A 22237-nucleotide genomic window follows, 5' to 3' on the forward strand; every position below is an offset into this window, starting at 1 on the left:
CGGTAAGTACCCGCAGTGTCCGTGGGTCGGCCTTTACACCGCGTCAATGGCCTGCAGGGCCAACGTCTCCCGATCACGCTGCTCCTCGGCCACCAGCCGCCGCATCAGCAGCGCCAGGGTCACCACATCCTGGTGGTTGTGCTCGGCCACCCGGCGCAGGTTCACCGCGCTACCACCCCGGAGGTAATTCAGCCACGCCGCGGGGGCTTCCGAGCCGGGCAGGTCGTCCTCGCGCACGATCTGCAGCAGCTGCCGCTCGATCGTGGCCAGCCGGCAGTTCTCCCAGGTGCCGCGATAGCGGCGGCGCGTCGGGAACAGCAGGTCGACGTGATCCAGCGGCGTGATCGGGCAGCGCTGCCGGGCCAGCCGATAGCGCGTCTTGAGCAGCGGGGCGTCGTAGCAGCGCCCGTTGTAGCTGGAAAACACCGTGCTCGGCTGCAGCCAGCCGGCGAACTCGCGCAGCATCGCGGTTTCCGCGGCCATCGTCGTCATCAGCAACTGGCGGATGCGCAGGCCGTCGCCGCGCTCGGGATGGGTGTGCCAGTCCGCGGCACCGATCATGAAGGCGCGGGTACCGGTGCCGCCGGCCAGGCCGGTGGTTTCGGTATCGAAGAACAACAGGTCCTGCGGCCGCACCTGCTCGCCGTCGCGCTTGGCAAACGCCAGCGACAACGGTTCGGTCGGAATGGCCTGGGTGACGAACGATTCGATCAGGAACAGGCCCGGCGCGATCTCATCACCCGGCACATGGCGGTCCTTGGCGTTCTCGCGCGGGTGGGCCGTGCCGAGGCCGCGATCGCGCAGCCCGAGCAGACGGCGCAGGCCACCGATCTCGGGTTTGCGCAGCGCGGGCGCGGGGACAGGAACAGGAACAGCAGGCACCGCCGGCGAGGTCTCGCGTGCGGCGGCGCCGGTCGGTTTGTGGCGGATCTCCTGCTCCACCCAACCGAAGACGGAGGTAGGCGCGGGTGTGCGTGCGCGTGCGTCGTTGGCGGCGGCCGGGAGGGCAGCGGTGGCTGCATCGCCGGCAGCGCCGGTGTCACCGGCAACGGATGCTGCTTCGGTGCCGGTGGCCGGTTCACGGGCCGGTGCCGGCGTCGCATCACCGGCCTGCCGGCGCAGCAGGCGCAGCTTGTCCAGGCTCAGGCTCACGGGGCGACCATCTCGGCGTCCAGGCGCTCCTGCTCGGCCGCAGAGGGCAACGCCGCACTGTCGAACAGCGCCAGCACCTTCAGCGCCAGCGCCTTCGGCGTGGTGGCATCGTCCTCCTGGCCGGCCAGCACCGGGCCGACGCAGGCCGGGCAGCCGGCCTTGCAGTCGCAGCCCTGCACCAGTTCGCGCGCACGCAGCAGCAGCTCGGCCTGGCGCACCCACAGCGGCTCGCTCAGGCCCACGCCGCCGGGGAAGTTGTCGTACAGATATACCGTGGGCACGAACTGCTGCTGCAGCTCGATCGCGCTGGCATCGAACTCGGCGCCACGCAGCTGCCCGCGCCCGCTCTGGTCGGCCACCGCGAACCACGCACCATCACCATTGCCGACCGCCTTCTGCAGGTCGCGCGCATCGGCCATCACCGCCACCGTGGCGACGATGTGCAGCGCGTAGGCGGCGCCGAGGAAACCGTCCAGCGCTTCCTGCTTGCTGTCGAACGCGGTCAGCAGCAGCGCCTGCGGCAATTGCCACCACACCGCGGTGGTGTGCAGCTCCTGGTCGGGCAGGTTGACCGGGCCGTAGCCGATGTTCTCGTGCGTGTAGTAGCGGATCTTCTTGTAGCCGGCCACGCGGCGCACCACGTGCACCTCGCCGTGGTGCGAATCGCCGCGCCCGGCGATGCAGCCGTCAAAACGGTCCAGCACTTTGAGCTTGGTGAAGTCGATGCTGTCGGTGTAGTAGTCCACGTGAGTGCGGGTGACGTAAGCCTTGCGGCCTTCCCAGTCCAGCCGCTCCACCTGGTAGGGGGTGGACTGCACCATGTGGATGGCACCCTCATACAGCGTCAGCGCGGCGGCGGAGTAATCCACCTCGGCGATGATCTGCTGCTTGCCATCGCTGCGATCCACCACCACGAAGTTGCCATCGGCGACCGAGCGCAGGCTGACCGCATTGGCTGGATAACTGTCGGCGATCCACTCCCAGCGGTCGCCTTCGCGATGCACCACCTCGGTCTCGGCCAGGGCTTCCAGGAATACCAGCGGGTCGATCGGGCCGAACGGGTCGCCGGCCAGGAACGGCAGCTCAAAGGCGGCGCAGCGGATGTGATCGAACAGGATCAGCGGCTGGTCCGGCGCAGTACGCGCATGCTCGGGCGAGGCCTCGGCGAAGAAGTCCGGATGGCGTACCACGTACTGGTCCAGCGGCTGCGAGCTGGCCACCATCACGCCCAGTGCGGGCTGCTGGCGCCGACCGGCGCGGCCGAAACGCTGCCAGGTGGCGGCGACGCTGCCCGGATAGCCGTTGAGGATCACCACGTCCAGGCTGCCGATGTCCACGCCCAGCTCCAGCGCCGAGGTGCTGACGATGCCGTCGATCTGCCCGGCGCGCATCGCCCGCTCGGTCTCGCGCCGTTCGGTGGGCAGGTAACCGCCGCGGTAGGCGCGGATACGGGCCGGCTTGCGCGGGTCGTGGTCGAAGATGTCCTTGAGGTACTTGGTCAGCACTTCGACCATCAAGCGGCTCTGCGCGAAGATCAGCGTCTTCAGCCCGGATTTGATCGCGATGCGGGCGATGCGGTTGCTCTGCGAGCGTGCCGAGGCGCGCAGGCCAAGATCGGCGTTGACCACCGGCGGGTTCCACAGCAGCACGTGCTTGGGCCCGCTGGGCGCGCCGGATTCAGTGATCGCGGTGACCGGCGCTTCGATCAATGCCTCGGCATGCGCCTGCGGGTTGCCGATGGTGGCCGAGCACAGGATGAACTGCGGCTCCACGCCATAGAACGCGCAGATCCGCTTGAGCCGGCGCAGCACGTTGGTGACGTGGCTGCCGAACACGCCGCGGTAGGTGTGCACCTCATCGATCACCACGTAACGCAGGTTTTCGAAGAACTGCGCCCACTTGGTGTGATGCGGCAGGATTGCCTGGTGCAGCATGTCCGGGTTGGAGACCACGATGTCGCCATGCAGGCGGATCGCCTGGCGCGCGTCACCCGGCGTATCCCCATCGAAGGTGAAGGCTTTGACCCCCAGGTCGCCGGCGCGGTTGAGCTCCAGCAGCTCGGCCACCTGGTCCTGGGCCAGCGCCTTGGTGGGGAACAGGTACAGCGCCTTGGCCTTGCCCTGCATGGCGGCGCTGACCACCGGCAGGGTGTAGCACAGCGACTTGCCGCTGGCGGTCGGGGTCACGATGGCCACGTGCTCGCCGCGCTGGCTGGCCTCCCAGGCCTGCGCCTGGTGGCTGTAAAGCTGCTCGATGCCGCGCGCCTTCAGCGCGTTGACCAGGGCCTCGGGGACATCGGCCGGGATCGGCGCGTACTGGCCCTCGCGGGCGGGAATCGTGAAACTGCCGGTGATGCGGTCGGTGTAGCGGCGCTGCAGGCGCGCGGTCAGCAGCGCACCATCGCGGGAGGGCAGCCCATCGGTGGTGGCGAGGTTGCGCTCGGCGTCCTCGGTGCGCTTGGCGAGTTCGTAAGCCATGGTCACAACGGTCTGCAAAGGACGCTATGGAACCATGACGGCGTCTCAATGTCTGAGACATCACGAATCGGCGGGGTGAATGGTTCAGTGCGCGCCGGCGTTTTCTGGACAGCCGCCAGCAACGAAATCTGAAGGCGGCATCCGTATGCTTGAGGGAGCCCGCACACACAAGGATGGCGCCGCAGTGGCATTACGTGGACACCAAGGTGCAGTTCTGCTGGCCAGCCTGCTGCTGGTCACCGCCGCACAGGCCCAGCAGGCCGATCCACCTGCAGTCGTGGAACCGCCGCCCGCGCCAACGCAGGGCGATGTCACCACGCTGGGCGAGGTGCGTGCCCTCAAGCCCGATGATGAGCCGCTGGATCTGTACCGTTTCAAGAATCCGGTACAGGTGCAGCCCAACCGCTTCAGCCGCACCTGGAGCGAGCCGCCGTCGCCTGAGCAGGTCGGCATGAGCGGTGGTTATCTGATGATGGGCATCAACAAGGGGCTGGCCGCCGCCGCGCAGGGCGTGAACAAACTTACTGGCGGACCGGATCAGATCCAGTCCGCGACCGCGCGCCCACCGCCGGAACTGACCGAGGAAGAGCAGCGTCGCGCGGAGGAGGTGTGTGCGCAGCAGGGTGGGTGCCTGGCGCTGCCGTTGAAGTAATCATTCCAGCGCTGTGCTGCGCAGCGCAGCGCGTCAATGCGCGGCAGGTCCTGGCCGTCGCCGCTCCAGCCACCACAACAGACCCGCTGCCACTACGAAGGCCAGCAGCCACCGCCAGCGCGTGCCCGGGGTCTGGATAACGCCCGGCGATGCCGCGGCGGTTCCGGTGGTCAGACGCTGCGCGGTGGCCTCCCGCAGCTGTTGGCGATGCAACGATCGCGCAGTGGCTGGATCGAACACGTAGAACGCGTGACGGTTCTCACCCTGCTGCAGCTGATGCCAGCCGTCCTGCGTCGGCCAGTAACCGGCGCAGTGTTCGGCACCGCTGGCCGGGTCAACCCGAAGCGGAATGAGCGTGCCATCCGGTGCGCGCACCTGTGCAGCCGCCTGCAGCTGGCACAGCGCCATGCGCTCGCCGGCCCACGGCGTCTTTGTGTCCAGGCGTGGCACATCTGCGGTGGGAAGCGCGCGCGCCACGCTGGCCAGCACGCCGCTCCACAGTTCGGCGTGGCGATCGTCGCGGCCGGCCAGCACCAGCCGATAGCTGTCCGTGACCGGCAGCAGCGCAACGCGGCCACGTCCGAGGGCGCGATAACCGCCGACGGCAGCACCCTTGTCATCGTGCAGCAGAGCGCTGGCATCTGTGGCTTTCAGGCCCAGCTGCTCCAACACCGGCAGCGCAGCCTGGTGCGAGGCCGTGTCGGCGTCCTCGATGTAGGCGGTGGTGTCCGATGCGGGTCGTTGTGGGCCACGACGTGCCTGCAGCAACGCCGCGTCGGCATCGGCCGTCAGTGACAGGGGCGCGGCCTGGTTGCCGCCGGTGACGGACAGTCCCCAGCTGCGGAGCGTCTGGCGTGCGCCATCGCCGAGCGGGCCGCTGGTGCGGACGAGCACGCCCAACCCGCCGCGAATCGCCTGCTGCAGCCCGCTGCGTTGCGCGGCCGACAGCCCAGCCAGGCTGCGCTCATCCAATACCACGACATCGGTCTCAGCCAAGGTGGCAGCGGTGAGCGCGATCGGAGCATCGCCGATTGAAACCCCGCCGCCCGCGTTGGCCTGCGCCTGCACGCGCATCCCGGCATCGGTGGCCCAGCGGCGAAGGTACTTCAGTTCCGGGCCCGGCGCGCCGGCCAGGATCAGCAGGCGCGTGGCCGGCGCCGCGGCCGTATCCACAGGCACGGTGAGTGTGTCGAGCACATGCTGTTCGCCATCCAGCAGCCGCAGGCGGAAGGTGCTCTGTCCGGGTGCGCGTGCCACACCGTCGAGCTGCACGTTGCCATCCTCGCCGGGCGTAGCACGGTCAACCACCACACCCGCCGGATCCAGCAGCTCGGCGCGCACACCTGGGACCCCTTGGGCACGCGCGTTGACGGTGAACACTGCACCGGGCGCCGTGACGGGGGGCGGCTGCAATGCGACCCAACCCTGCGGTGCGGCAGGTGCCTCGGTACGCGTGCCACCCGGCAGTGCGGTGGCGCGATCACGCGCGGGCAGACCATCACCGATCAGCCGAAGCGCGGTGCTCCCCGGATGCTGTCGCAATGCCGTGGCGAGATCGGGCGCACGGAGCGCTTCGGCCGCTCTCGGCGCTTCCGGCAGGGCGATGACGATCTCGCCTGGCGTGGCGGCCCAGCGCACCTGATCGGCCCCTGCCGTCAGCACGGTGAGCTGACCACCGGGGGCGCGCTGCGTCGGTGGCACCAGCGTCAGGTAGAGCAGCGTCGTCATCGCGGCCTGCAACAGCAGCAGACTGGCGAACACAATGCGCGTGCGCGCCGGTCCACGCCACTGCTGCCAGCACAGACGCACGCTGGCCAGCAACAGTACGGCGAGCAGTGCGATCAGGATCCAGCGCGCCTCGCTCACGGTGTGGCCTCCAGGGCATCCAGGTAGCGCTGACCCATGGCATCGGGGGCGATGCGACGAGGGACCTGCGGCAACGGCCGCAACAGGGCACGCCATAGCTGCGCGCGCAGGGCGTGATGGCAATCGGCGCAGTCCGGTGCGATGCGTAGCTCTTCGATGGCGGCCGCCAGGCTCAGCGGATCCGGCAGCCGCGCCTCATTGCGCTGCAGCCACTGGGTCAGTGCGTCCAGATCGGGCGCGCTGGCGGGATCGGCCAGCTGCTGCCAGACCGCCACGATCGCCTGGTCCGGAGCGTCCAGTGCCCGCAGCGGCAAGGTGCGGCTGGCCAGCTCGGCGCGATCGCCGGTCATGCGCCGGCCCTCATCGATCGGCGGCAGCTCCGGGCCGACCCGTGCCAGGTAGATGCGCTCGGCCTGCTGCACGTCCTTGATGAAGCCCAGTGCCTTGTAGGCGTAGGGCAGGGCACGCTCAGGCTGGCCCTGGCGCAGTTCGCCCTCCGACGACCACATCTGATCCAGCGCCGCCTTCAGCGTGGCGCGCGTCTTGGGATCGAGCAGGGTGGCGGCCTCGGCGTGATCATGGGTATGGCCATACTCGGACAGCACATCCGTGGCGCTGCCGAACACAGCGGCTGTGCCGTCGGTCGGCGCCCCATGGTCGTGATCGTCGTGACCGGCCTGGGCCTGCGCAGGCTCGCCATCGTGATCATGATCGTCGTGCGTGCTGGCCGGGACGTCACTGGTGGGCAGGGTATCGCTGGTCGGCGGAGGCTTGGCCCCGCCTTCGCTTTCCTCGCCAAGGAACTGGCCATAGCGCAGGCGCAGGATGCGCTGGTCCACGCCGATCGCATCGGCGCGTTTGACGAATTCCTCGGCCGGCAGCTTGCCGCGCAGTTTGATCAGCGCTTCGGCATCGATGATGATCTGGCGCTGGCTGCGGAAGTACGCTGGCAGGGTTTTCTTGACCATGCCCTCCATGTCGGTGCCCTGGATTTCCGCGGCACTGGGCAGGCGCAGGATCACGCTGCTGCTCTGGGCGCTCTGCGCGATGGGAGTGTGGATATCGCGCACTGTCAGCTGCGCGATCACATCATTGCCTTCGGTGGCGCCCAGCGCAGCGAGATCGAGCGTGCGGGCAAAGCGCCGCTGCGTTGCCCGGCCGGTGCCGGCCAGGCTGAAGGTCTGTTCGCGGAAGGTGATGTTCTCACCGCTGCCCTGCGCCAGCGTGACCTTCAACTGTGCGGTGGCAACGACGCCGTAATCGTCGGTGGCCTCGAACTGCAGCGGCCACTGGCGCTGGCCGGGCGTACCCAGTACCAGACTGCGGTCCGGGGCAATCACGCGGACGACCGGTGGGCGATCCGGCACGACATCGAGCCGGTACAGACGGATGTCGCGCAGGGCAGGTTCGGTGACCACGCGGTACAGCGCTGGACGTGTTGCAGTCCACTGCGCGGTCCACTGGTCGCCATCGCGCTGCAGCGCGATGCGCTGGCCATCATGGAACTGCAGGGCAGCGGTCTGCGGCTGCGCGGTGAAGCGCAGCGACCACTGCAGGCGGCTGTCCTGCGCGACCTTGCCATCCAGCGCGTTCTGCACGCGCGCGGCCTGGCCGGTGTAAGCCGGGGCGGTGATCTCCAGCCGCGTCGAACGCAGCTGCGGCGGCTGCGCCGGCGTGGCGGGCGGTGCTGCAATGCCAGGGAACAGCCGCGCCGCGTTCTGGCCGCGCGGCCAGCTGAACGCCAGTGCCATCACCACCCCCGACATCAACACCGATGCCAGCACCCAGCGGCCGGGCCAAAGGGGCCGCAACTCGGGCATGCGCGACTGCAGGGCCGCGTGGACATGCGCGCGCTGACGCTGCTGCAGCGGATTCAATGCGTCCGGTGCGGTGAACAGCAGATCGGCACTGTCCTGCGTGACGGCATGGTCATCCAGGCGGCGAACCAGCCACTGGCGATCCAGCCGGCGTGCGCGCCACGTCGCCAATCCGACGCTGATCAGCAATGCCAGCAGCAGGACCACGCTGAAGGCGTTGAACCCTGCGATCCGCCACGTCACCGCACTGAGTGCCAACGCGATCGGCACCGCGATTACGGCGGTGATCCACCACTGGCGACGGCGTGCGCGCTGCCAGCCGTGCTGGATAGCGGCATTCATGCGCCGGCTCCGCGGCGTGGCGACGTGGCCATCACCCTTTCAAGCGCGAACAGCAGCACGATCAGCGCCAGCAGCCAGGGGACCAGCTCACGCGGTGCCGGGAGCGGTGCGGAGCCGCCACGCAACGGCAGCTGTGTGGCCGCCGGTGCGAGGGTGGGGGCGGCCGGCGCCGCGATCACCCCCAGCAACTGGCGCGGAAGGTCGGGATCGCGCAGTGCCGGCAGTTCCGGCGGCGACAGCGCTGCGGTGAAGCGCAGTAGACGACCGCGCCCTTCTGCGCGCTGCTCCAGTACGGACGCGCCCCGCGCATCGCGCAGGGCCGGCATCCAACCGGTCCCCGCCGAACCCGATGCGACCAGCACGCTGCCGCCCTGTTGCACCCATGCCTGCCAGACGGTCGGCAACGGCTCGGTGGCGAGCCACACGCCGAGCTGCCCATCATCCGGGGCGGTGGTCGCTGCCCGCGCGGGAGACAGGGGTTGGTTCGACCACGCGCGCTGGATCGCCGCCAGTACGCGCTGCTCGCGCTCGGCGATGCCGCCACCGATCTGCAGCAGGGGCACGGCGGCGACGCGCGTGGCGGGAGGCGCCAAGGGCACGGGTCGCCAGGTCACGGGGCGCGACAATCGCGGGCGCTCGCCATCCAGACCGGACATCGGGTCGGGCACGTACACCGTCAGCGGAGAGCCGGCCGGCAGGCGCTGGTCCAGCTCACGCAGCAGGCTGGCCAAGGGTTGCGGGAACGGCGGGGCGGCGTCGGCCAGCGCGGGGAAGCCGGGTGAAAGCCACCGCCAGTCGCCCTTGGTGTCCTGGCCACGCAGGGCGGTGCCATCCAGACCGGGGGCGACCACCGTGACCGGGTGCGTGTCGGCCGCGCCGCCGTGCAGCACCGGGCGCGCCAGCAGCAGGGCCAGCGCAGCGAGCAGCAGCAGCCGCACCAGCAGCAACGGCCACTCGTCGAAACGCACGCGCTGACGCGGCCGGATCCTGGCCCGCAACCACCGCAGCGCAGCGAAATCGAGCGGTGCGTACTGGTGGCGCCGCGCCAGGTGGATCAGCAGCGGCACCAGCCAGGCCGCCAGTGCGAACAGGCCGAATGGGAACAGCAGGCTCACGCCCCCCCTCCGACGCCGAGCAGCACCCGCAAGGGCTGATCCAGCGGCTGGTCGAGATAGCCAGTCGCGTGCACGATGCCGCTGCCCTGAAGACGCGCCTGCAACGCACGCTGCGCGGCGTCGAAGCGGACCAGATAGTCCTCGCGGATGGCGCGGCCATCGCCCAGCAGTTCTTCGCCGGTCTCCGGATCGCGGAAGCGGTGACCCTCGGTGAACGGGAAATCGCGCTCCTCGGCGGTCAGCAGCTGCAGGTGCAGTACCTCGCGCCGCGCGGCCGCCAGCCGTTCCAGCAGGACGATGCCTGCCTCGTCAAACCCATCGCCCAGTGCCACCAGCAGATCACCGGCCTGCACGCGTTCCCAGATCGGCGCCAGCGAGGTCACCGGCGGCCAGCTGCCACTGGCCTGCAGCTGGCGCAGCAGCAGGTGGACGCGATCGCGCTGGCGTGGACCTTGCCCGGCCGGCACCAGCTGCACGCCACCACCGCTGACCACGATGACGCCAAAACGGTCACCCTGCTGCAGGGCCAGTTCGACCAGGCAGGCGGCGGTGGCACAGGCGTGGTCCAGCCGCGACCAGTCCGCTCGCGCGCGATCACGCTGGCCCGCCGAGGCGGTCGCATCGATCAGCACCCAGGCGGTGATCGGGCTTTCGCGCTCGGATTCGCGCACGAAGAACCGGTCCGAGCGCGCGTAGAGCTTCCAGTCGATCTGGCGCAGCTCATCACCGGGTTCGTAGGCACGGTACTGCGCGAACTCCAGCCCGGCGCCACGGCTGCGGCTGGCGTGCTGGCCGATCCCGTGCGCACCGCGCGCACGGCGTGGCAGCAGCCGCAGCGCCTTGAGGCGGCTGCGGACATCGGCGGGGATGGCGATCGGTGCGTTGCGGCTCACGGCGTGTGGATCACCCCGGGAACGGCACGGCCTGCAGCAGCGCGGCGACCACGTCGTCGGCGCTCTTCTGCTCGGCCTCGGCGGCGAAGGACAACAGCAGGCGATGGCGCATCACCGGTGCCGCCAGCGCCTGCACATCCTCGCGCGTGGCGGCGAAACGGCCCTGCAGCAGCGCGCGCGCCTTGGCCGCCAGGACCAGCGACTGCCCGGCACGCGGGCCGGCCCCCCACTTGATCCATTGGTTCACCGCCGCCGGTGCATCGCTGCCAGGGCGGCTGGCACGCACCAGGCGCGTGATCCAGGTCAGCACATCCTCGCTGATGTGGACCTGGCGCACGGCGTCCTGCAGCGCCAGCACGTCCTCGGCGTCCATCACCTTGGGCACGCTGCCACTGGCGCTGCCCGTGGTCTGCAGCAGGATGTCGCGCTCTTCCTGCTCGGTGGGGTAGTCCACCCGCACATGCAGCAGGAAGCGGTCGAGCTGCGCTTCGGGCAGCGGGTAGGTGCCCGCCTGCTCGACCGGGTTCTGCGTGGCCAGCACGAAGAACGGTGCGGGCAGCGTATAGGTGGTGCCGGCGTAGCTGACGGTGCGTTCCTGCATCGCCTCCAGCAGCGCGGCCTGGGTCTTGGGCGGCGTACGGTTGAGTTCGTCGGCCAGCAGCAGGTGGGTGAAGATCGGGCCCTTCTGGAAGCGGAAGTGCCGGTGGCCGGTGCCGTGGTCCTCTTCCAGCAGTTCGGTGCCGAGGATGTCGCTGGGCATCAGATCGGGGGTGAACTGCACACGCCGGAACTGCAGCTCCAGCGCCTGTCCGAGCGAGCGCACCAGCAGGGTCTTGCCCAGCCCGGGCGCGCCTTCGAGCAGGCAGTGGCCGCCGGCCAGCAGGCCGATCAGCAGCTGCTCGACCACCGCGTGCTGGCCGACCACGGCCTGGGCCAGCGCGCTGCGCAGGTGATCCAGTCGGGGCAGGAGGACATCAAGGCTGTCGGTCGTCATAAGGCACTCGCAGAAGATCGGTGTAGAGCCACGCCACGCGTGGCTGAAAAAGCAGGAAGAAACCTAACTGTTCAACGCATACATCACGATGTTGACCGCGAAGCGGGTGTTGTCTTCGGCCAGGAACCGCTTGTTGCGCCAGTCGTAGTCCCACTCGCACCCGTAATCCTTGTTGCTGTAAAGCACGCCGAGGCGGCCATCGATCTGGATGCCCTTGAGGTAATCGTGGACCAGATCATCGCCCCACCCGTTGAGCTCGAACCCGGTGGCGGGCGGGCCCTCAGGGAAGCGGAAGAAACTGCGGTACAGCGCGTGGGTGTTCGGCAGCTTGTTCAGCGCTCTGGGTCCGAATAGCTTGGCCATCTGCGCTTCGAAGGAGGTGGCGAACAGGCCGTCGATGTCATGGTTGCAGTCATCCACGAACACGAACCCACCATTGCGCACATAGCGCACGAAGTTCTGCCGTTCGGCGGCGTTGAACTCGACCAGCTTGTGCCCGGCCAGGTAGCAGAACGGCGCCTCCAGCATGCGCGGATCGGACAGTGCGATCACGTGTTCGGTCGGGTCCACGCGCAGGGAGGTGTAGTCGATCAGCGAGGTGATCACGTTGGATGGCATGCGCGCATCCACGTCCCAGTCCCCGGAGTCGTACTTGAGGCGGGTAAACCAGAAGTCATAACGCCCTGCCTGGGCGCGTGCCGGCGCGGGCAATGCCGCGAACGCGGCACTGCCCAGCATCAGGCGCAGGAACTGTGCGCGGTTCATCGCCGCGCACGTTCCCAGAAGCGACCGGTCAGGCGAAGAGACGGCCAGTGGCCGTCACGACCGTGCATCAGACCGCGTCGGACAACGAGGTGAAGGTGAAATCGCGCAGCTTCATCGGCGGGATCATCATCACCAGGCTGGACTCGTCACCGGCCACACGCACCGGCTTGCCCAGTTCTTCGATGTTGTTGAGCATGATCACCGGCGACTCGTTGAAGCGGAAGTTCTTCACCGGGTGCTTGATCTGGCCGTTCTCGATGTAGAAGGTGCCATCGCGGGTCAGGCCGGTCAGCAGCACGGTCTGCGGATCGACCATGCGGATGTACCAAGTACGCGTGACCAGGATGCCTTTCTGCGTGCCCCGGACCAGCTCGGCGGTGCTCTTGTCGCCACCGGCCATCAGCAGGTTGCCCGGCCGCGCGTTGGCGGTCTTGCCCTGCTTCTGCGCCCAGAAACGCGAGTAGTTGAGGTTGGCGATCTTGCCATCCTTGATGATGTCCAGCTTCTCGCGCGGCTGACCTTCGTTGTCCCACGGCAGCACGGCGGCATCGGCATGCCACGGGTCGGCCACCATGTTCACGCGCGGGTCGTAGACCTGTTCGCCGAGCTTGTTGCCACCGCCCTTCCTGGAGAGGAAGCTGCGGCCTTCATCGGCCGAGCGCGCGTCGAAGAAGTTCATCATGAAGCTGATCAGGCCGGCTGCGGCCGCCGGCTCCAGGATCACCGTGTACTTGCCCGGTTCCAGTGCCTTGGCTTCGGCCGATTCGGTGGCCTTGCGCATGGCGATGCGGATGTCCTGGTCGGCCTTGAAATCGGCGGCATCCTTGAGGTTGCGGCCGACCCAGCCCGAGCCGCGGCCGTCTTCGGTGCGCACGGTGCAGGTGTAATCGAAGTTGGTGCCGCGCTGGTAACCGAAGTTGCCGTTGCTGTTGGCCGTGGCCTGGAAGCTCTGGCCGTCCTCCAGGAAGCCGGCCGCGATCAGGCCGTTGCCACGGCAGGGCGCGATCGAGTCGGCGGCGACCTTGGCGCGGAACGCCGGGTCGATCGCCGCAGTGGATTCGCTGAAGGTCGGGCTGGGCCGGTAGGTCTGCTTGCCGATGGCGGGCAGGAACTCCGGATTCTCCGGGGCCAGGCGGGCCAGATCTTCCGCGCGGCGCACCACGCGTTCCAGCGCGGCATCGTCGAACTCGTTGATCGAGGCGGTGCCGACGCGCTTGCCGAAGGCGACCGTCACGGCCAGTTCGGTGTTGTCGACGATGCCGCTGGTGGAGACGTTGTTGAGCGCGAAACGGATGTTGCCGTCGATCGAGCCGGCCAGCACGGCGGTGCACTCATCGGCCTTGGAGAGCGCGATGACCTTGTCGAGGATGGCCTTGGCCTGGGCTTCGGTGAAGATACTCATGGATTGGGGCTCCTGACCGGTCAGCCGAGGCTGCGCGCGGTGTTGATGACGTTGATGCCGTTGAAGCGCGCGGTGGACGAACCGTGCGAGACCGCCGAGACCTGGCCGGGCTGGCCCTTGCCGTCGAAGAACGAACCGCCCAGGCGGTAGTCGCTTTCATCGGCCACGGCGGTGCAGGCGTTCCAGAACTCCGGCGTGCGGATCTGGTAGGCCACGTCCTCGAGCATGCGGGTGATCTGGCCGTTCTTGATTTCATAGAACAGCTGGCCACCGAACTGCGCGTTGTAGCGCTGCTGATCGATGGAGAACGAACCGTCGCCGATGATGTAGATGCCGTTCTCGACGTCCTTGATCATGTCGGCCACGCTCAGCTTGGTCTTGCCCGGCGCCATCGACACATTGGCCATGCGCTGGAACTGCACGCTGGACCACGAATCGGCATAGCAGCAGCCGTCGGACTCGGTCTTGCCCAGGATATGGGCCTGGTCGCGGATGGTCTGGTAATCCACCAGCTTGCCCTCGCTGATGAGGTCCCAGCGCTTGGTCTTGACGCCTTCATCGTCGTAGCCGACCGCACCGAGGCTGCCCGGCTGGGTCTTGTCGGCGAAAATGTTGACCTTGTCGCTGCCGTACTGGAAATGCTGCTCGCGCTTGTCCAGCGTGGCGAAGCTGGTGCCGGCGTAGTTGGCTTCGTAGCCAAGTACGCGGTCCAGTTCCAGCGGGTGGCCGATCGACTCGTGGATGGTCAGCCAGGTGTGCGACGGATCCAGGATCAGGTCGTACTTGCCCGGCTTCACCGACGGCGCCTTGAGCTTCTCCTGCGCCTGCTTGGCCGCGGCGATCGCATCGGCCTTCATGTCGTAGGAGTTGCGGTAGTTGACCACGCCGTTGGGCGAGACCGCCTTGCCGGTGCCGACGCCGTCGAGGTACTCGTAGCCCAGGCCCATCGGCGAGGACAGCCCGGAGCGGGTGCGGAACTTGCCGGTGCTCTTGTCGATGGCGGTGACAGTCATCGGTGCCCAGATGCGGTGCACGTCCTGGTCGATGTAGGAGCCGTCGGTGGAGGCGAAGTACTTCTGCTCGTTGACCAGGAACAGCATCGAGTTGACGAAGCTGGCGCCGGCGCCCATCGCGCCTGCATTGACGTCCAGCAGCAGCTCGACCTTCTCCTTGATCGGCACGTCCATCGCATTCTTGCGGATCGGCGTGCGCCAGGACACCTCACCCACGCCGGGTGCGGCAGCCAGCTGCACCGGAGCGGTCTGCACGCCGGCATTGGCCTTGGCGATGGCGGCGGCCTGCTGTGCGGCACGCGCCACATCGGTGGTGCCGAGCTGGTTGGTGGCGGCAAAGCCCCAGGCGCCGTTGACGATCACGCGGATGCCCACACCGGTCGATTCGGTGTTCACCACGTTCTGGACCTTGTCCTCGCGGGTGATCACGTACTGGCGCAGGTAGCGGCCGATACGCACGTCGCAGTAGGTCGCCCCGGCCTGGCGCGCGGCGGCCAGGGCGGCATCGGCCAAGCGCTTCTTCAGCGCCGGATCGAGTGTGCTCTGCAGTTGTTCGGCGGCAATGACCTTGCCGAAGAACGACGGCACGATCAGTCCGCCAGCGGTAAGCCCGGTCAGGGCGAGAAAGTCACGTCTTTGCAAGGCAGCTCTCCACGTCGGTGTGGGGGTGGCAGGGAAACAGCGACATCAGGGCGACCGCCGCGGCGGCACAGCCGATTCTTGCGGCCATGCGGGCGCCGCGGTAGTGACATTCGGCACGGAGCGGGAACAGGCTCATCCCAGGCTGCGCGCGGTGTTGATGATGTTGATGCCATCAAAGCGCGTGGTCGACGAGCCGTGCGAGACCGCCGAGACCTGGCCGGGCTGGCCCTTGCCATCGAAGAACGAACCGCCGAAGCGGAAATCACGCTCGTCGCAGATCGCGCTGCAGGCATTCCAGAACTCGGGCGTGCGGATCTGGTAGGCGGCGTCCTCGACCATGCCGGTGATCTCACCGTTCTTGATCTGGTAGTACAGCTGCCCACCGAACTGCGCGTTGAAGCGCTGCTGGTCGATCGAGTACGAGCCACGGCCGTGGATGTAGAGGCCGTTCTCCACGTTTTTGATCATCTCCGCCACGCTCAGCGGGGCCTTGCTCGGCGCCAGCGACACGTTGGCCATGCGCTGGAACTGCACGCTGGACCACGAATCGGCATAGCTGCAGCCGTGGCTCTCCTTCTCGCCAAGGATGTGCACCTCGTCGCGGGTGGCCTGGTAGTTGACCAGGATGCCGTCCTTGACCAGGTCCCAGCGCTTGGTCTTGACCCCTTCATCGTCGTATCCCACCGCACCGAGACTGCCCGGGGCGGTCTTGTCGGCGAAGAAGTTGACGATCTCGCTGCCCCACCGGAAGCCCGCATCGCGCTTGTCCAGCGTGGCGAAACTGGTGCCGGCGTAGTTGGCCTCGTAACCGAGCACGCGGTCCAGCTCCAGCGGGTGGCCGACGTTCTCGTGGATCGTGAGGAACAGGTTGGACGGGTCCAGCACCAGGTCGTACTTGCCCGGCTTGACCGACGGCGCCTTGAGCTTCTCCCGCGCCTGGCGGGCCGCGGCGATCGCGTCCTCCACCGGATCGTAGGAGTCACGGTAGGCGACCACCCCGCCGGGCAGCGCGATCTTGCCGCGCGCCTCGCCATCCAGGAACTCATAACCCATGCCCATCGGCGAGGACAGCCCGGCGCGGGTGCGGAACTTGCCGCTGGCCTTGTCGATCGCGGTGGCGGTGAAGGGCAGCCAGATGCGGTGCACGTCCTGGTCGATGAAGGAACCATCGCTGGAGGCGAAGAACTTCTGCTCGTTGACCAGGAACAGGGTGGAGTTGATGAAGTCGGCGCCGGCATTGAGCGCGGCTGCATTCAGCGACAGCAGCATGTCGACCTTGTCCTTGATCGGCACCGCCATCGCGTTCTTGCGGATCGGCGTCTTCCAGCTCACATCGCCCACCCCGGTGACCGGCGCCAGCTGCACGGGCCGGGTCTGGATGCCGGCGTTGGCGCGGGCGATCGCCGCGGCCTGCTCGACCGTGGCCAGTACCGCGGCCGGGGTCTGCAGATGGGTCGCGGCAAAGCCCCAGGCACCGTTGACGATCACCCGGATGCCGATGCCCGAGGACTCGCTGTTGGTGACGTTCTGGACGTTGGCCTCGCGGGTGATCACCGCCTGGTTGAGGTAGCGGCCGATGCGCACGTCGCAGTAACTGGCACCGGCGCGTTTGGCGGCGGCGAGCGCAGCCTCGGCCAGCGCCTTCTGGCGGCCCACATCGCCCGGTTCGAGCAGTTGCTCGGCGGCGATCAGCCGACCGTGCGGCAGTACCAGGCCAGCCAGGCCCATTCCAGACAGCGCTAGGAACTCACGACGTTGCACAGCTCACATCCCCCAAAGACGGCCGACGGCGCGCAGGCCGACGGCGTTGGACAAGCCGTCGACTTTCAACGCCATGACAGGGTGGCACAAGTGACTGCGGTCATGGTTGGATGGACACCGATTCCCTGCCGATGTGACATTCCCATGAGTCAGATGCGCTGGTCCGAGGCCTGTGAGCGCAACCGCGCACCGATCCTGGCGGTGCTGCAGGGCCACCTTGCCACGCGCCGCCGGGTGCTGGAGATCGGCAGCGGCACCGGCCAGCACGCGGAGCACTTCGCGCGGGCCATGCCGCATCTGCAGTGGCAGGCGAGCGATCATCCGGACCATCTGCCCGGGATCGCCGAGCGGCTGCAGGCCGCCGGCCTGCCCAACACCCCGGCGCCGTGGCCCTTGCAGGCGGTGCTGTCGCCGGCGCCGGGGCTGGCTCCGTTGCCCCCCGCGCCGCTGGCGTTCGATGCGGTGTTCAGTGCCAACACACTGCACATCATGATCTGGGCGCACGTCCAGGCCCTGTTCGCCGGGTTGCCGACAGTCATGGCCGACGACGCCCTGTTGTGTGTCTACGGGCCCTTCAACGACCACGGGACCTTCAGCAGCGGCAGCAACCGACAGTTCGATGGGTGGTTGAAGGCGCGCGATCCGGCCTCGGGCATCCGCGATGCCGAGGCGGTGGATGCGCTGGCGGCCGGAGTGGGCCTGGTGCTGATCGAGGATGCCGCGATGCCGGCCAACAACCGGCTGCGGGTCTGGCGGCGCACCCGCTAGATCCGACCGTTGGTCGGCGGCCCTTGGTTCTGAGCGCGCGCTGCGGTTAGGATCAGGAGGGGAGGTTGTTGTGACAACCTGGGGGAGTTTGCATGGCAGTTGCAAGACAGATGCTGGCCAGCCTGGCGCTGGCCGTAGGGGCCTGTGTGTTCAACGCGTCGGCGCAATCGCTGCCGGCAGTGCAGGAGTTCTACTTCGACAACGACGTGGCCGCTGCCCCGATGGTGGTGGTGCAGGGCGAGGGTGGGGATCTCGTCGACCAATTGATGAAACACCGCGAGCGCGGCCGCAAATCGCTGGAGGCGACCGTCCAGTTGGCAGGCGTCGCCATCGCGCAGGGGCGGCCGGAGCTTGGGCGCAGCCTGTACGAGCAAGCCAGCGCGTCGGCCGCGGCCACGTCCGCGCAAGGTCGCTCGGTTCGCTGGAACTATGGCTGGGATCTGTACCGGCTCGGGGAGGTGGACGCTGCCCTGGCACAATGGACGTTGTCCCAGAGCAGCCTGCGTAGCAATCCGTCCTGGGTGCCGCCTACCTTCGCGCTGGCGCTGTGGTCGTTGGGACGCCGGAGCGAGGCTGTGCAGTGGTACGCCGCCGCGGTACGTACGGAGCCACAGCAGTGGACTACCCCGGATCGTTACGCCGAGCTGCTGCCGGGCTGGCGCGACAGCGAACGCGCCACATTGGCCGAGGTCCAGCAGGCGTGGGCGCAAAAGCCGCCGGCCTGGCCGTGACCGCGCGGGCCTGCCCGGGTGAGCGGGCAGGCCCGGCGCATGCCAGGGAAGGATCGTGCTTCGACCATCGTCGGGGCACCGGTCGCGGCCGGGTGGGCTAGGCTGTCGCGATGGCTTTCGATGCATTCGCGCTGATCCTGACCATGCTCGGCCTGGGCATGGTCTTTTCGCGCCTGCGCGCACTGCCGGACAACACGGCCGATGTGCTCAACCGCATCGTGCTGTACGTCTGCCTGCCCGCGGCGGTGCTGATCTATGTCCCACGCCTGCATCTGGATATCAGCCTGATCGGGCTGGTCGCCACACCGTGGCTGTTGATGCTGTGCACACTCGCGGCAGTGAGCCTGGCCACGCGCGCCTTCGGCTTCGCCCGTGATGTGCATGCCGTGCTGTTGATCTGCGTGGCGTTGGCCAACTCCAGCTTCATCGGCTACCCGATGGTGCGCGCACTGCTGGGCGACCACGCGCTGCCGTACGCGGTGGTCTACGACCAGTTCGGCACGTTCGTGCTGCTGTCCACGTTCGGTCTGTATGTGATCGCGCGCTACAGCGGCGACACCCCGCCTACCGCCGCGCAGATCCTGCTGCGGATCGCCAGGTTCCCGCCGCTGTGGGCGTTGCTGTTCGCGTTGACCCTGATGCCTGAGCAGCCGCCGGGCTGGATCGGCACCGGGCTGAAGCAGCTGGCCGATGCGATGCTGCCGCTGGTGATGCTGGCGGTGGGTTTCTCCATCCAGTTGCGCCTGCCGCTGGACGAGCTCACGCCGCTGGGCGTCGGGTTGCTGCTCAAGCTGTTGGTGATGCCGGCACTGGCGCTGCCGATCTCCTGGGCATTCGGGCTGCACGGCACGATGCTGCAGGCCAATGTGCTGGAGTCGGCGATGCCGACCATGATCACCGCCGCCGCGCTGGCGATGTCACATCGCCTGGCCCCGCGCCTGGCGGCCGCGCTGGTCGGCTACGGCATCCTGCTGTCGCTGGTCACCCTGCCGGCCTGGGTGTGGGTGCTGCAGCGCGTGGCCGGTCTTCCTGGGCCGCCATGATCCGGTAGCCGAGCAACGGTCGGCGCTACGCGTCGGCGCTGACGGTGCGCCCGCGCGCCCACTCGCGCAGCGCGGTCACCTGTTCGGCCATCAGCACCGACAACGGGCGACTGCCGCGGATCTCCTGCATCAGCAGCTCGGTATCCAGCACGCGTGACTCGGCATGTGCGGCATACAGCCCGGCGACCACCGCCTGCTCGATCTCCGCGCCCGAGAAGCCCTCCGCCGCCGCGGCCAACGCCGGCAGCGCGAAGTCGTCGGCATTGAGCTGGCGCTTGCCCAGGTGCAGGCGCAGCAGCTCCACCCGGGTGTTGGCATCGGGCAGATCGACGAAGAAGATCTCGTCGAAGCGGCCCTTGCGCAGCAGTTCGGCTGGCAGTTCATGCACCTGGTTGGCGGTGGCGACGATGAACACCGTGCTCTTGCGCTCGGCCAGCCAGGTCAGCAGATGACCCAGCACCCGGCGCGACACACCACCATCCTCGCCACCACTGGCCAGGCCCTTCTCGATTTCATCGATCCACAGCACGCACGGCGCCAGCTGCTCAGCCGAGGCGAGTGCGTCGCGCAGGTTCTTCTCGGTCTCGCCGTGGTACTTGTCGTAGAGGCTGCCGAAATCCAGCCTGAGCAGCGGCACGCCGAAGCCGGCGGCGGTGGCCTTGGCCAGCATCGATTTGCCGCAGCCCTGCACGCCGAGCAGCAGCATGCCCTTGGGCGGGTCCAGGCCGGCCGGGCCGGCACCGCCGAGGAACACCGGGCGACGCTGGTTGACCCAGCGCTTGAGCCGGTTGGCGCCAGCCACGTCGGCAAAGCGCGTGGTGTCGTACTCGAAGTGCAGGTGGCCGGCACGGTTGAGCAGCTCGAACTTGAGCCGGGCCAGCTGCGGCAGGTCGTCCTGGCTGAGCGCGCCGTCGGCGAAGATCAGCTGCCGGGCGATCCGCCGTGCATCGACCAGGCTCAGCCCGCGCAGGTTGTGCAGGATCTTCTGGACCGCCTCATTGTCCACGGCCACGCGTCGCCCGCCGTTCTCGCGCGCATAGGCTTCGGCTTCCTCGCGCAGCATCTTCAGCAGGGCGTTGAGGTCGGGCAGGCGTGGATTGAACCGGGTGGCCAGCGCTTCCAGCTCGGCAGGCAGTTCCACCTTGGCCCCGATCAGTACCAGCACGTGGGCCTCACAATGCCGCCGCTGGATCAGGTCGCGCAGCGCGCGCTGGTGGCTGGCATAGCCCAGGTAAGGATGGAAATCGAGCAGCAGGTAGATGCCGCGTTGTTCGGCCTGGCGGATCATCTGCAGGGCCGCGCTGGCATCGGGCGGGCCGACGGGGTCGTCCTCGCGGTCCATGTCGATCCGGCGCAGGCCTTCGGTGATCGACCAGCGGTGCAGGGCGCGCCAGACATGCATCAGGGTCTGCCGGAACAGCTCCACCACGCGGCCTTCATCCTGTGTCTCGATGATGATCAGCGGGGTGTTGGCGCGGATCAACGCGCTCAGGTCCTGTAGTTCGCTCATGCGGGCGGTCAGTCCGTTGGAACCATCCACGATAGCAAAGGCGCGGCCGACCGTTCTGGTTCAGCGCTGCGACTATCTCCGTCACAGGCGCCGGTGTAGGCTGCCCGAACGTTCCCCGGAAGCGAGGCTTGCATGAAGACGATCCTGGTGGCCGGTTCCAAGGGCGGGGTGGGCAAGACCACCGTCGCCACCCACCTGGCGGCGCATTCGGCACTGGAAGGCAAGCGGACCGTCCTGGCCGATGCCGATCCACAAGGCTCCAGCACCCGCTGGGCGCAACGCCGCTCGGTCCTGGAAAGTGCCGTGCTGCCGATCGACGTGTATCGCAAAAAGAGCTGGGAACGACTGGTTCCCGAGGGTACCGACGAGGTCATCATCGATGCCCCGGCCGGTGCGATGGCCGACGATATTCCTCATTTCCTTGACGCGGCCGACGCCGTCGTGGTGCCGGTGCTGCCGTCCGCGCTGGACATCGAAGCCATCGTCGGCTTCCTCAACAGCCTGTCCAAAGTTCCCCGTGTGCATAACCGTCGCCTGCCGGTCGGCCTGGTGCTCAACCGCACCAAGCCCTGGACGCAGACCTCGCAGCAGGCGATGCAGATGTTGGCCGATTGGCCGTACGAGGTCGTCGCGCAGTTGCGCGACAGCCAAAGCTATGTGGTGATGGTCGGGCTGGGACGGAGTCTGTTCGACTACCGCTCGGCCCAGGTGCGCGAGCACCAGAGTGACTGGGAGCCGCTGTTGAAGTGGCTGAAGAACGCCTGACACGAGAGATCCCATGCGAGAACTGATACTGCTGCGTCACGCCCATGCCGAAGCCGCCAGCACTGGCCAGGCCGATCTGGACCGCCCGCTGTCGCCGGTCGGGCTGGCCGAAGCCGAGGCCGCCGGCCGCTGGCTGAAGGAAAACAACCTGCTGCCGGACTGCGTGCTGTGCTCGCCGTCGCGGCGGACCCGCGAAACCCTGGAGGCCGTGCTGGGCATCACCGGCTTCGTCGAGAAGCGGCTGGAGGACGCCGTCTATGACGCCACCCCGGGCACCCTGATGGGGCTGATCGATGCGCGTCGCGACGTTGATCGTCTGCTGGTGGTTGGCCACAACCCCGGTCTGGAACAGTTGGTCGCCCTGATGAGTGAAGGCACCAGCAGCGACTATCGCGGCATGCCACCGGGCGGGATCGCGGTGCTGGCATTTGATCGCGACGCTGCCATCGAGCCGGGTGTCGCCAGCTTGACCGCGTTCTGGTGGCCATAACCCGTGTGGGCAGTCCGCGCGGCGTGGGTGGGGCTGCTG

General features: G+C 68.1%; 18 protein-coding genes. 6 read left to right on the forward strand and 12 right to left on the reverse strand.

Annotated elements, in window-relative coordinates; all coding sequences use genetic code 11:
* Nucleotides 1–33: 33 nt before the first annotated feature.
* Both AC13F7_RS13860 and AC13F7_RS13865 read right to left on the reverse strand, forming a co-directional pair.
* Entirely contained in the window at nucleotides 34–1152 is a 1119-nt protein-coding gene (locus AC13F7_RS13860; protein ID WP_483001401.1) for a ribonuclease H-like domain-containing protein, read from the reverse strand.
* A complete protein-coding gene (locus AC13F7_RS13865) occupies nucleotides 1149–3629 on the reverse strand; it encodes a DEAD/DEAH box helicase (RefSeq protein WP_483001403.1) in 2481 nt (826 codons plus the stop codon). The genes AC13F7_RS13860 and AC13F7_RS13865 overlap by 4 nt, the downstream gene beginning before the upstream one ends.
* A gap of 145 nt (nucleotides 3630–3774) precedes the next feature.
* Here AC13F7_RS13865 and AC13F7_RS13870 point away from each other — a divergent pair, with 145 nt between their 5' ends.
* Entirely contained in the window at nucleotides 3775–4281 is a 507-nt protein-coding gene (locus tag AC13F7_RS13870) for a hypothetical protein (RefSeq protein ID WP_483001406.1), read from the forward strand.
* A gap of 33 nt (nucleotides 4282–4314) precedes the next feature.
* Here AC13F7_RS13870 and AC13F7_RS13875 read toward each other — a convergent pair whose 3' ends face one another.
* The 9 genes from AC13F7_RS13875 to AC13F7_RS13915 all read right to left on the reverse strand — a co-directional run bounded on the left by AC13F7_RS13875 (nucleotide 4315) and on the right by AC13F7_RS13915 (nucleotide 16891).
* A complete protein-coding gene (locus AC13F7_RS13875) occupies nucleotides 4315–6147 on the reverse strand; it encodes a hypothetical protein (protein WP_483001410.1) in 1833 nt (610 codons plus the stop codon).
* Nucleotides 6144–8306, reverse strand: a complete 2163-nt coding sequence (locus tag AC13F7_RS13880; protein ID WP_483001412.1) for a hypothetical protein — start codon at nucleotides 8304–8306, stop codon at nucleotides 6144–6146. Before AC13F7_RS13880 ends, AC13F7_RS13875 begins: the two co-directional genes overlap by 4 nt.
* Nucleotides 8303–9421, reverse strand: a complete 1119-nt coding sequence (locus AC13F7_RS13885; protein ID WP_483001414.1) for a BatA domain-containing protein — start codon at nucleotides 9419–9421, stop codon at nucleotides 8303–8305. Before AC13F7_RS13885 ends, AC13F7_RS13880 begins: the two co-directional genes overlap by 4 nt.
* Entirely contained in the window at nucleotides 9418–10314 is an 897-nt protein-coding gene (locus AC13F7_RS13890) for a DUF58 domain-containing protein (RefSeq protein ID WP_483001416.1), read from the reverse strand. The genes AC13F7_RS13885 and AC13F7_RS13890 overlap by 4 nt, the downstream gene beginning before the upstream one ends.
* 10 nt (nucleotides 10315–10324) lie before the next feature.
* Nucleotides 10325–11308, reverse strand: a complete 984-nt coding sequence (locus AC13F7_RS13895; RefSeq protein WP_483001418.1) for an AAA family ATPase — start codon at nucleotides 11306–11308, stop codon at nucleotides 10325–10327.
* A gap of 63 nt (nucleotides 11309–11371) precedes the next feature.
* A complete protein-coding gene (locus tag AC13F7_RS13900; protein ID WP_481467773.1) occupies nucleotides 11372–12073 on the reverse strand; it encodes a DUF4159 domain-containing protein in 702 nt (233 codons plus the stop codon).
* A gap of 67 nt (nucleotides 12074–12140) precedes the next feature.
* On the reverse strand, nucleotides 12141–13475 hold the full coding sequence (locus AC13F7_RS13905; protein ID WP_346471609.1) for a TldD/PmbA family protein: 1335 nt from the start codon (nucleotides 13473–13475) through the stop codon (nucleotides 12141–12143).
* 20 nt (nucleotides 13476–13495) lie between these two features.
* Nucleotides 13496–15130, reverse strand: coding sequence for a TldD/PmbA family protein (locus tag AC13F7_RS13910; RefSeq protein WP_483001421.1), 1635 nt, complete (start codon nucleotides 15128–15130; stop codon nucleotides 13496–13498).
* A 132-nt stretch (nucleotides 15131–15262) separates the two neighbouring features.
* Nucleotides 15263–16891: a TldD/PmbA family protein gene (locus AC13F7_RS13915; RefSeq protein ID WP_483001423.1), complete on the reverse strand. Its 1629-nt coding sequence runs from the start codon at nucleotides 16889–16891 to the stop codon at nucleotides 15263–15265.
* Between the two features lie 144 nt (nucleotides 16892–17035).
* On the opposite strand from AC13F7_RS13915, the gene AC13F7_RS13920 reads away from it, so the two are divergent.
* The 3 genes from AC13F7_RS13920 to AC13F7_RS13930 all read left to right on the forward strand — a co-directional run bounded on the left by AC13F7_RS13920 (nucleotide 17036) and on the right by AC13F7_RS13930 (nucleotide 19433).
* Nucleotides 17036–17659 carry a DUF938 domain-containing protein gene (locus AC13F7_RS13920; protein WP_483001425.1) on the forward strand — a complete coding sequence of 208 codons (624 nt, stop codon included), beginning with the start codon at nucleotides 17036–17038 and terminating at the stop codon, nucleotides 17657–17659.
* A gap of 92 nt (nucleotides 17660–17751) precedes the next feature.
* Nucleotides 17752–18390, forward strand: coding sequence for a tetratricopeptide repeat protein (locus tag AC13F7_RS13925; RefSeq protein WP_481467782.1), 639 nt, complete (start codon nucleotides 17752–17754; stop codon nucleotides 18388–18390).
* A 110-nt stretch (nucleotides 18391–18500) separates the two neighbouring features.
* The gene (locus AC13F7_RS13930) at nucleotides 18501–19433 is read left to right on the forward strand and encodes an AEC family transporter (protein ID WP_483001427.1); all 933 of its coding nucleotides are present in this window, start codon (nucleotides 18501–18503) and stop codon (nucleotides 19431–19433) included.
* Nucleotides 19434–19458: 25 nt separating this feature from the next.
* Here the strand turns inward: AC13F7_RS13930 and AC13F7_RS13935 are convergent, their stop codons facing one another.
* Nucleotides 19459–20943, reverse strand: a complete 1485-nt coding sequence (locus AC13F7_RS13935; protein WP_481467786.1) for an AAA family ATPase — start codon at nucleotides 20941–20943, stop codon at nucleotides 19459–19461.
* Nucleotides 20944–21075: 132 nt separating this feature from the next.
* Here AC13F7_RS13935 and AC13F7_RS13940 point away from each other — a divergent pair, with 132 nt between their 5' ends.
* Nucleotides 21076–21708 (forward strand): ParA family protein, encoded by a 633-nt coding sequence (locus tag AC13F7_RS13940; RefSeq protein ID WP_483001429.1) that lies wholly within the window; start codon nucleotides 21076–21078, stop codon nucleotides 21706–21708.
* Between the two features lie 13 nt (nucleotides 21709–21721).
* The gene (locus tag AC13F7_RS13945; RefSeq protein WP_123731027.1) at nucleotides 21722–22198 is read left to right on the forward strand and encodes a SixA phosphatase family protein; all 477 of its coding nucleotides are present in this window, start codon (nucleotides 21722–21724) and stop codon (nucleotides 22196–22198) included.
* Nucleotides 22199–22237: the final 39 nt, after the last annotated feature.

It is taken from the genome of Stenotrophomonas sp. K-6 (assembly GCF_056861555.1).

Excerpts from the sequence above, each read along its gene's own strand:
- AC13F7_RS13900 (WP_481467773.1), bottom strand. The coding sequence starts at position 12,073 with ATGAACCGCGCACAGTTCCTGCGCCTGATGCTGGGCAGTGCCGCGTTC.
- AC13F7_RS13940 (WP_483001429.1), top strand. The coding sequence starts at position 21,076 with ATGAAGACGATCCTGGTGGCCGGTTCCAAGGGCGGGGTGGGCAAGACC.
- AC13F7_RS13865 (WP_483001403.1), bottom strand. The coding sequence starts at position 3,629 with ATGGCTTACGAACTCGCCAAGCGCACCGAGGACGCCGAGCGCAACCTC.
- AC13F7_RS13895 (WP_483001418.1), bottom strand. The coding sequence starts at position 11,308 with ATGACGACCGACAGCCTTGATGTCCTCCTGCCCCGACTGGATCACCTG.
- AC13F7_RS13920 (WP_483001425.1), top strand. The coding sequence starts at position 17,036 with ATGAGTCAGATGCGCTGGTCCGAGGCCTGTGAGCGCAACCGCGCACCG.
- AC13F7_RS13925 (WP_481467782.1), top strand. The coding sequence starts at position 17,752 with ATGGCAGTTGCAAGACAGATGCTGGCCAGCCTGGCGCTGGCCGTAGGG.
- AC13F7_RS13880 (WP_483001412.1), bottom strand. The coding sequence starts at position 8,306 with ATGAATGCCGCTATCCAGCACGGCTGGCAGCGCGCACGCCGTCGCCAG.
- AC13F7_RS13905 (WP_346471609.1), bottom strand. The coding sequence starts at position 13,475 with ATGAGTATCTTCACCGAAGCCCAGGCCAAGGCCATCCTCGACAAGGTC.
- AC13F7_RS13930 (WP_483001427.1), top strand. The coding sequence starts at position 18,501 with ATGGCTTTCGATGCATTCGCGCTGATCCTGACCATGCTCGGCCTGGGC.
- AC13F7_RS13935 (WP_481467786.1), bottom strand. The coding sequence starts at position 20,943 with ATGAGCGAACTACAGGACCTGAGCGCGTTGATCCGCGCCAACACCCCG.
- AC13F7_RS13870 (WP_483001406.1), top strand. The coding sequence starts at position 3,775 with ATGCTTGAGGGAGCCCGCACACACAAGGATGGCGCCGCAGTGGCATTA.
- AC13F7_RS13945 (WP_123731027.1), top strand. The coding sequence starts at position 21,722 with ATGCGAGAACTGATACTGCTGCGTCACGCCCATGCCGAAGCCGCCAGC.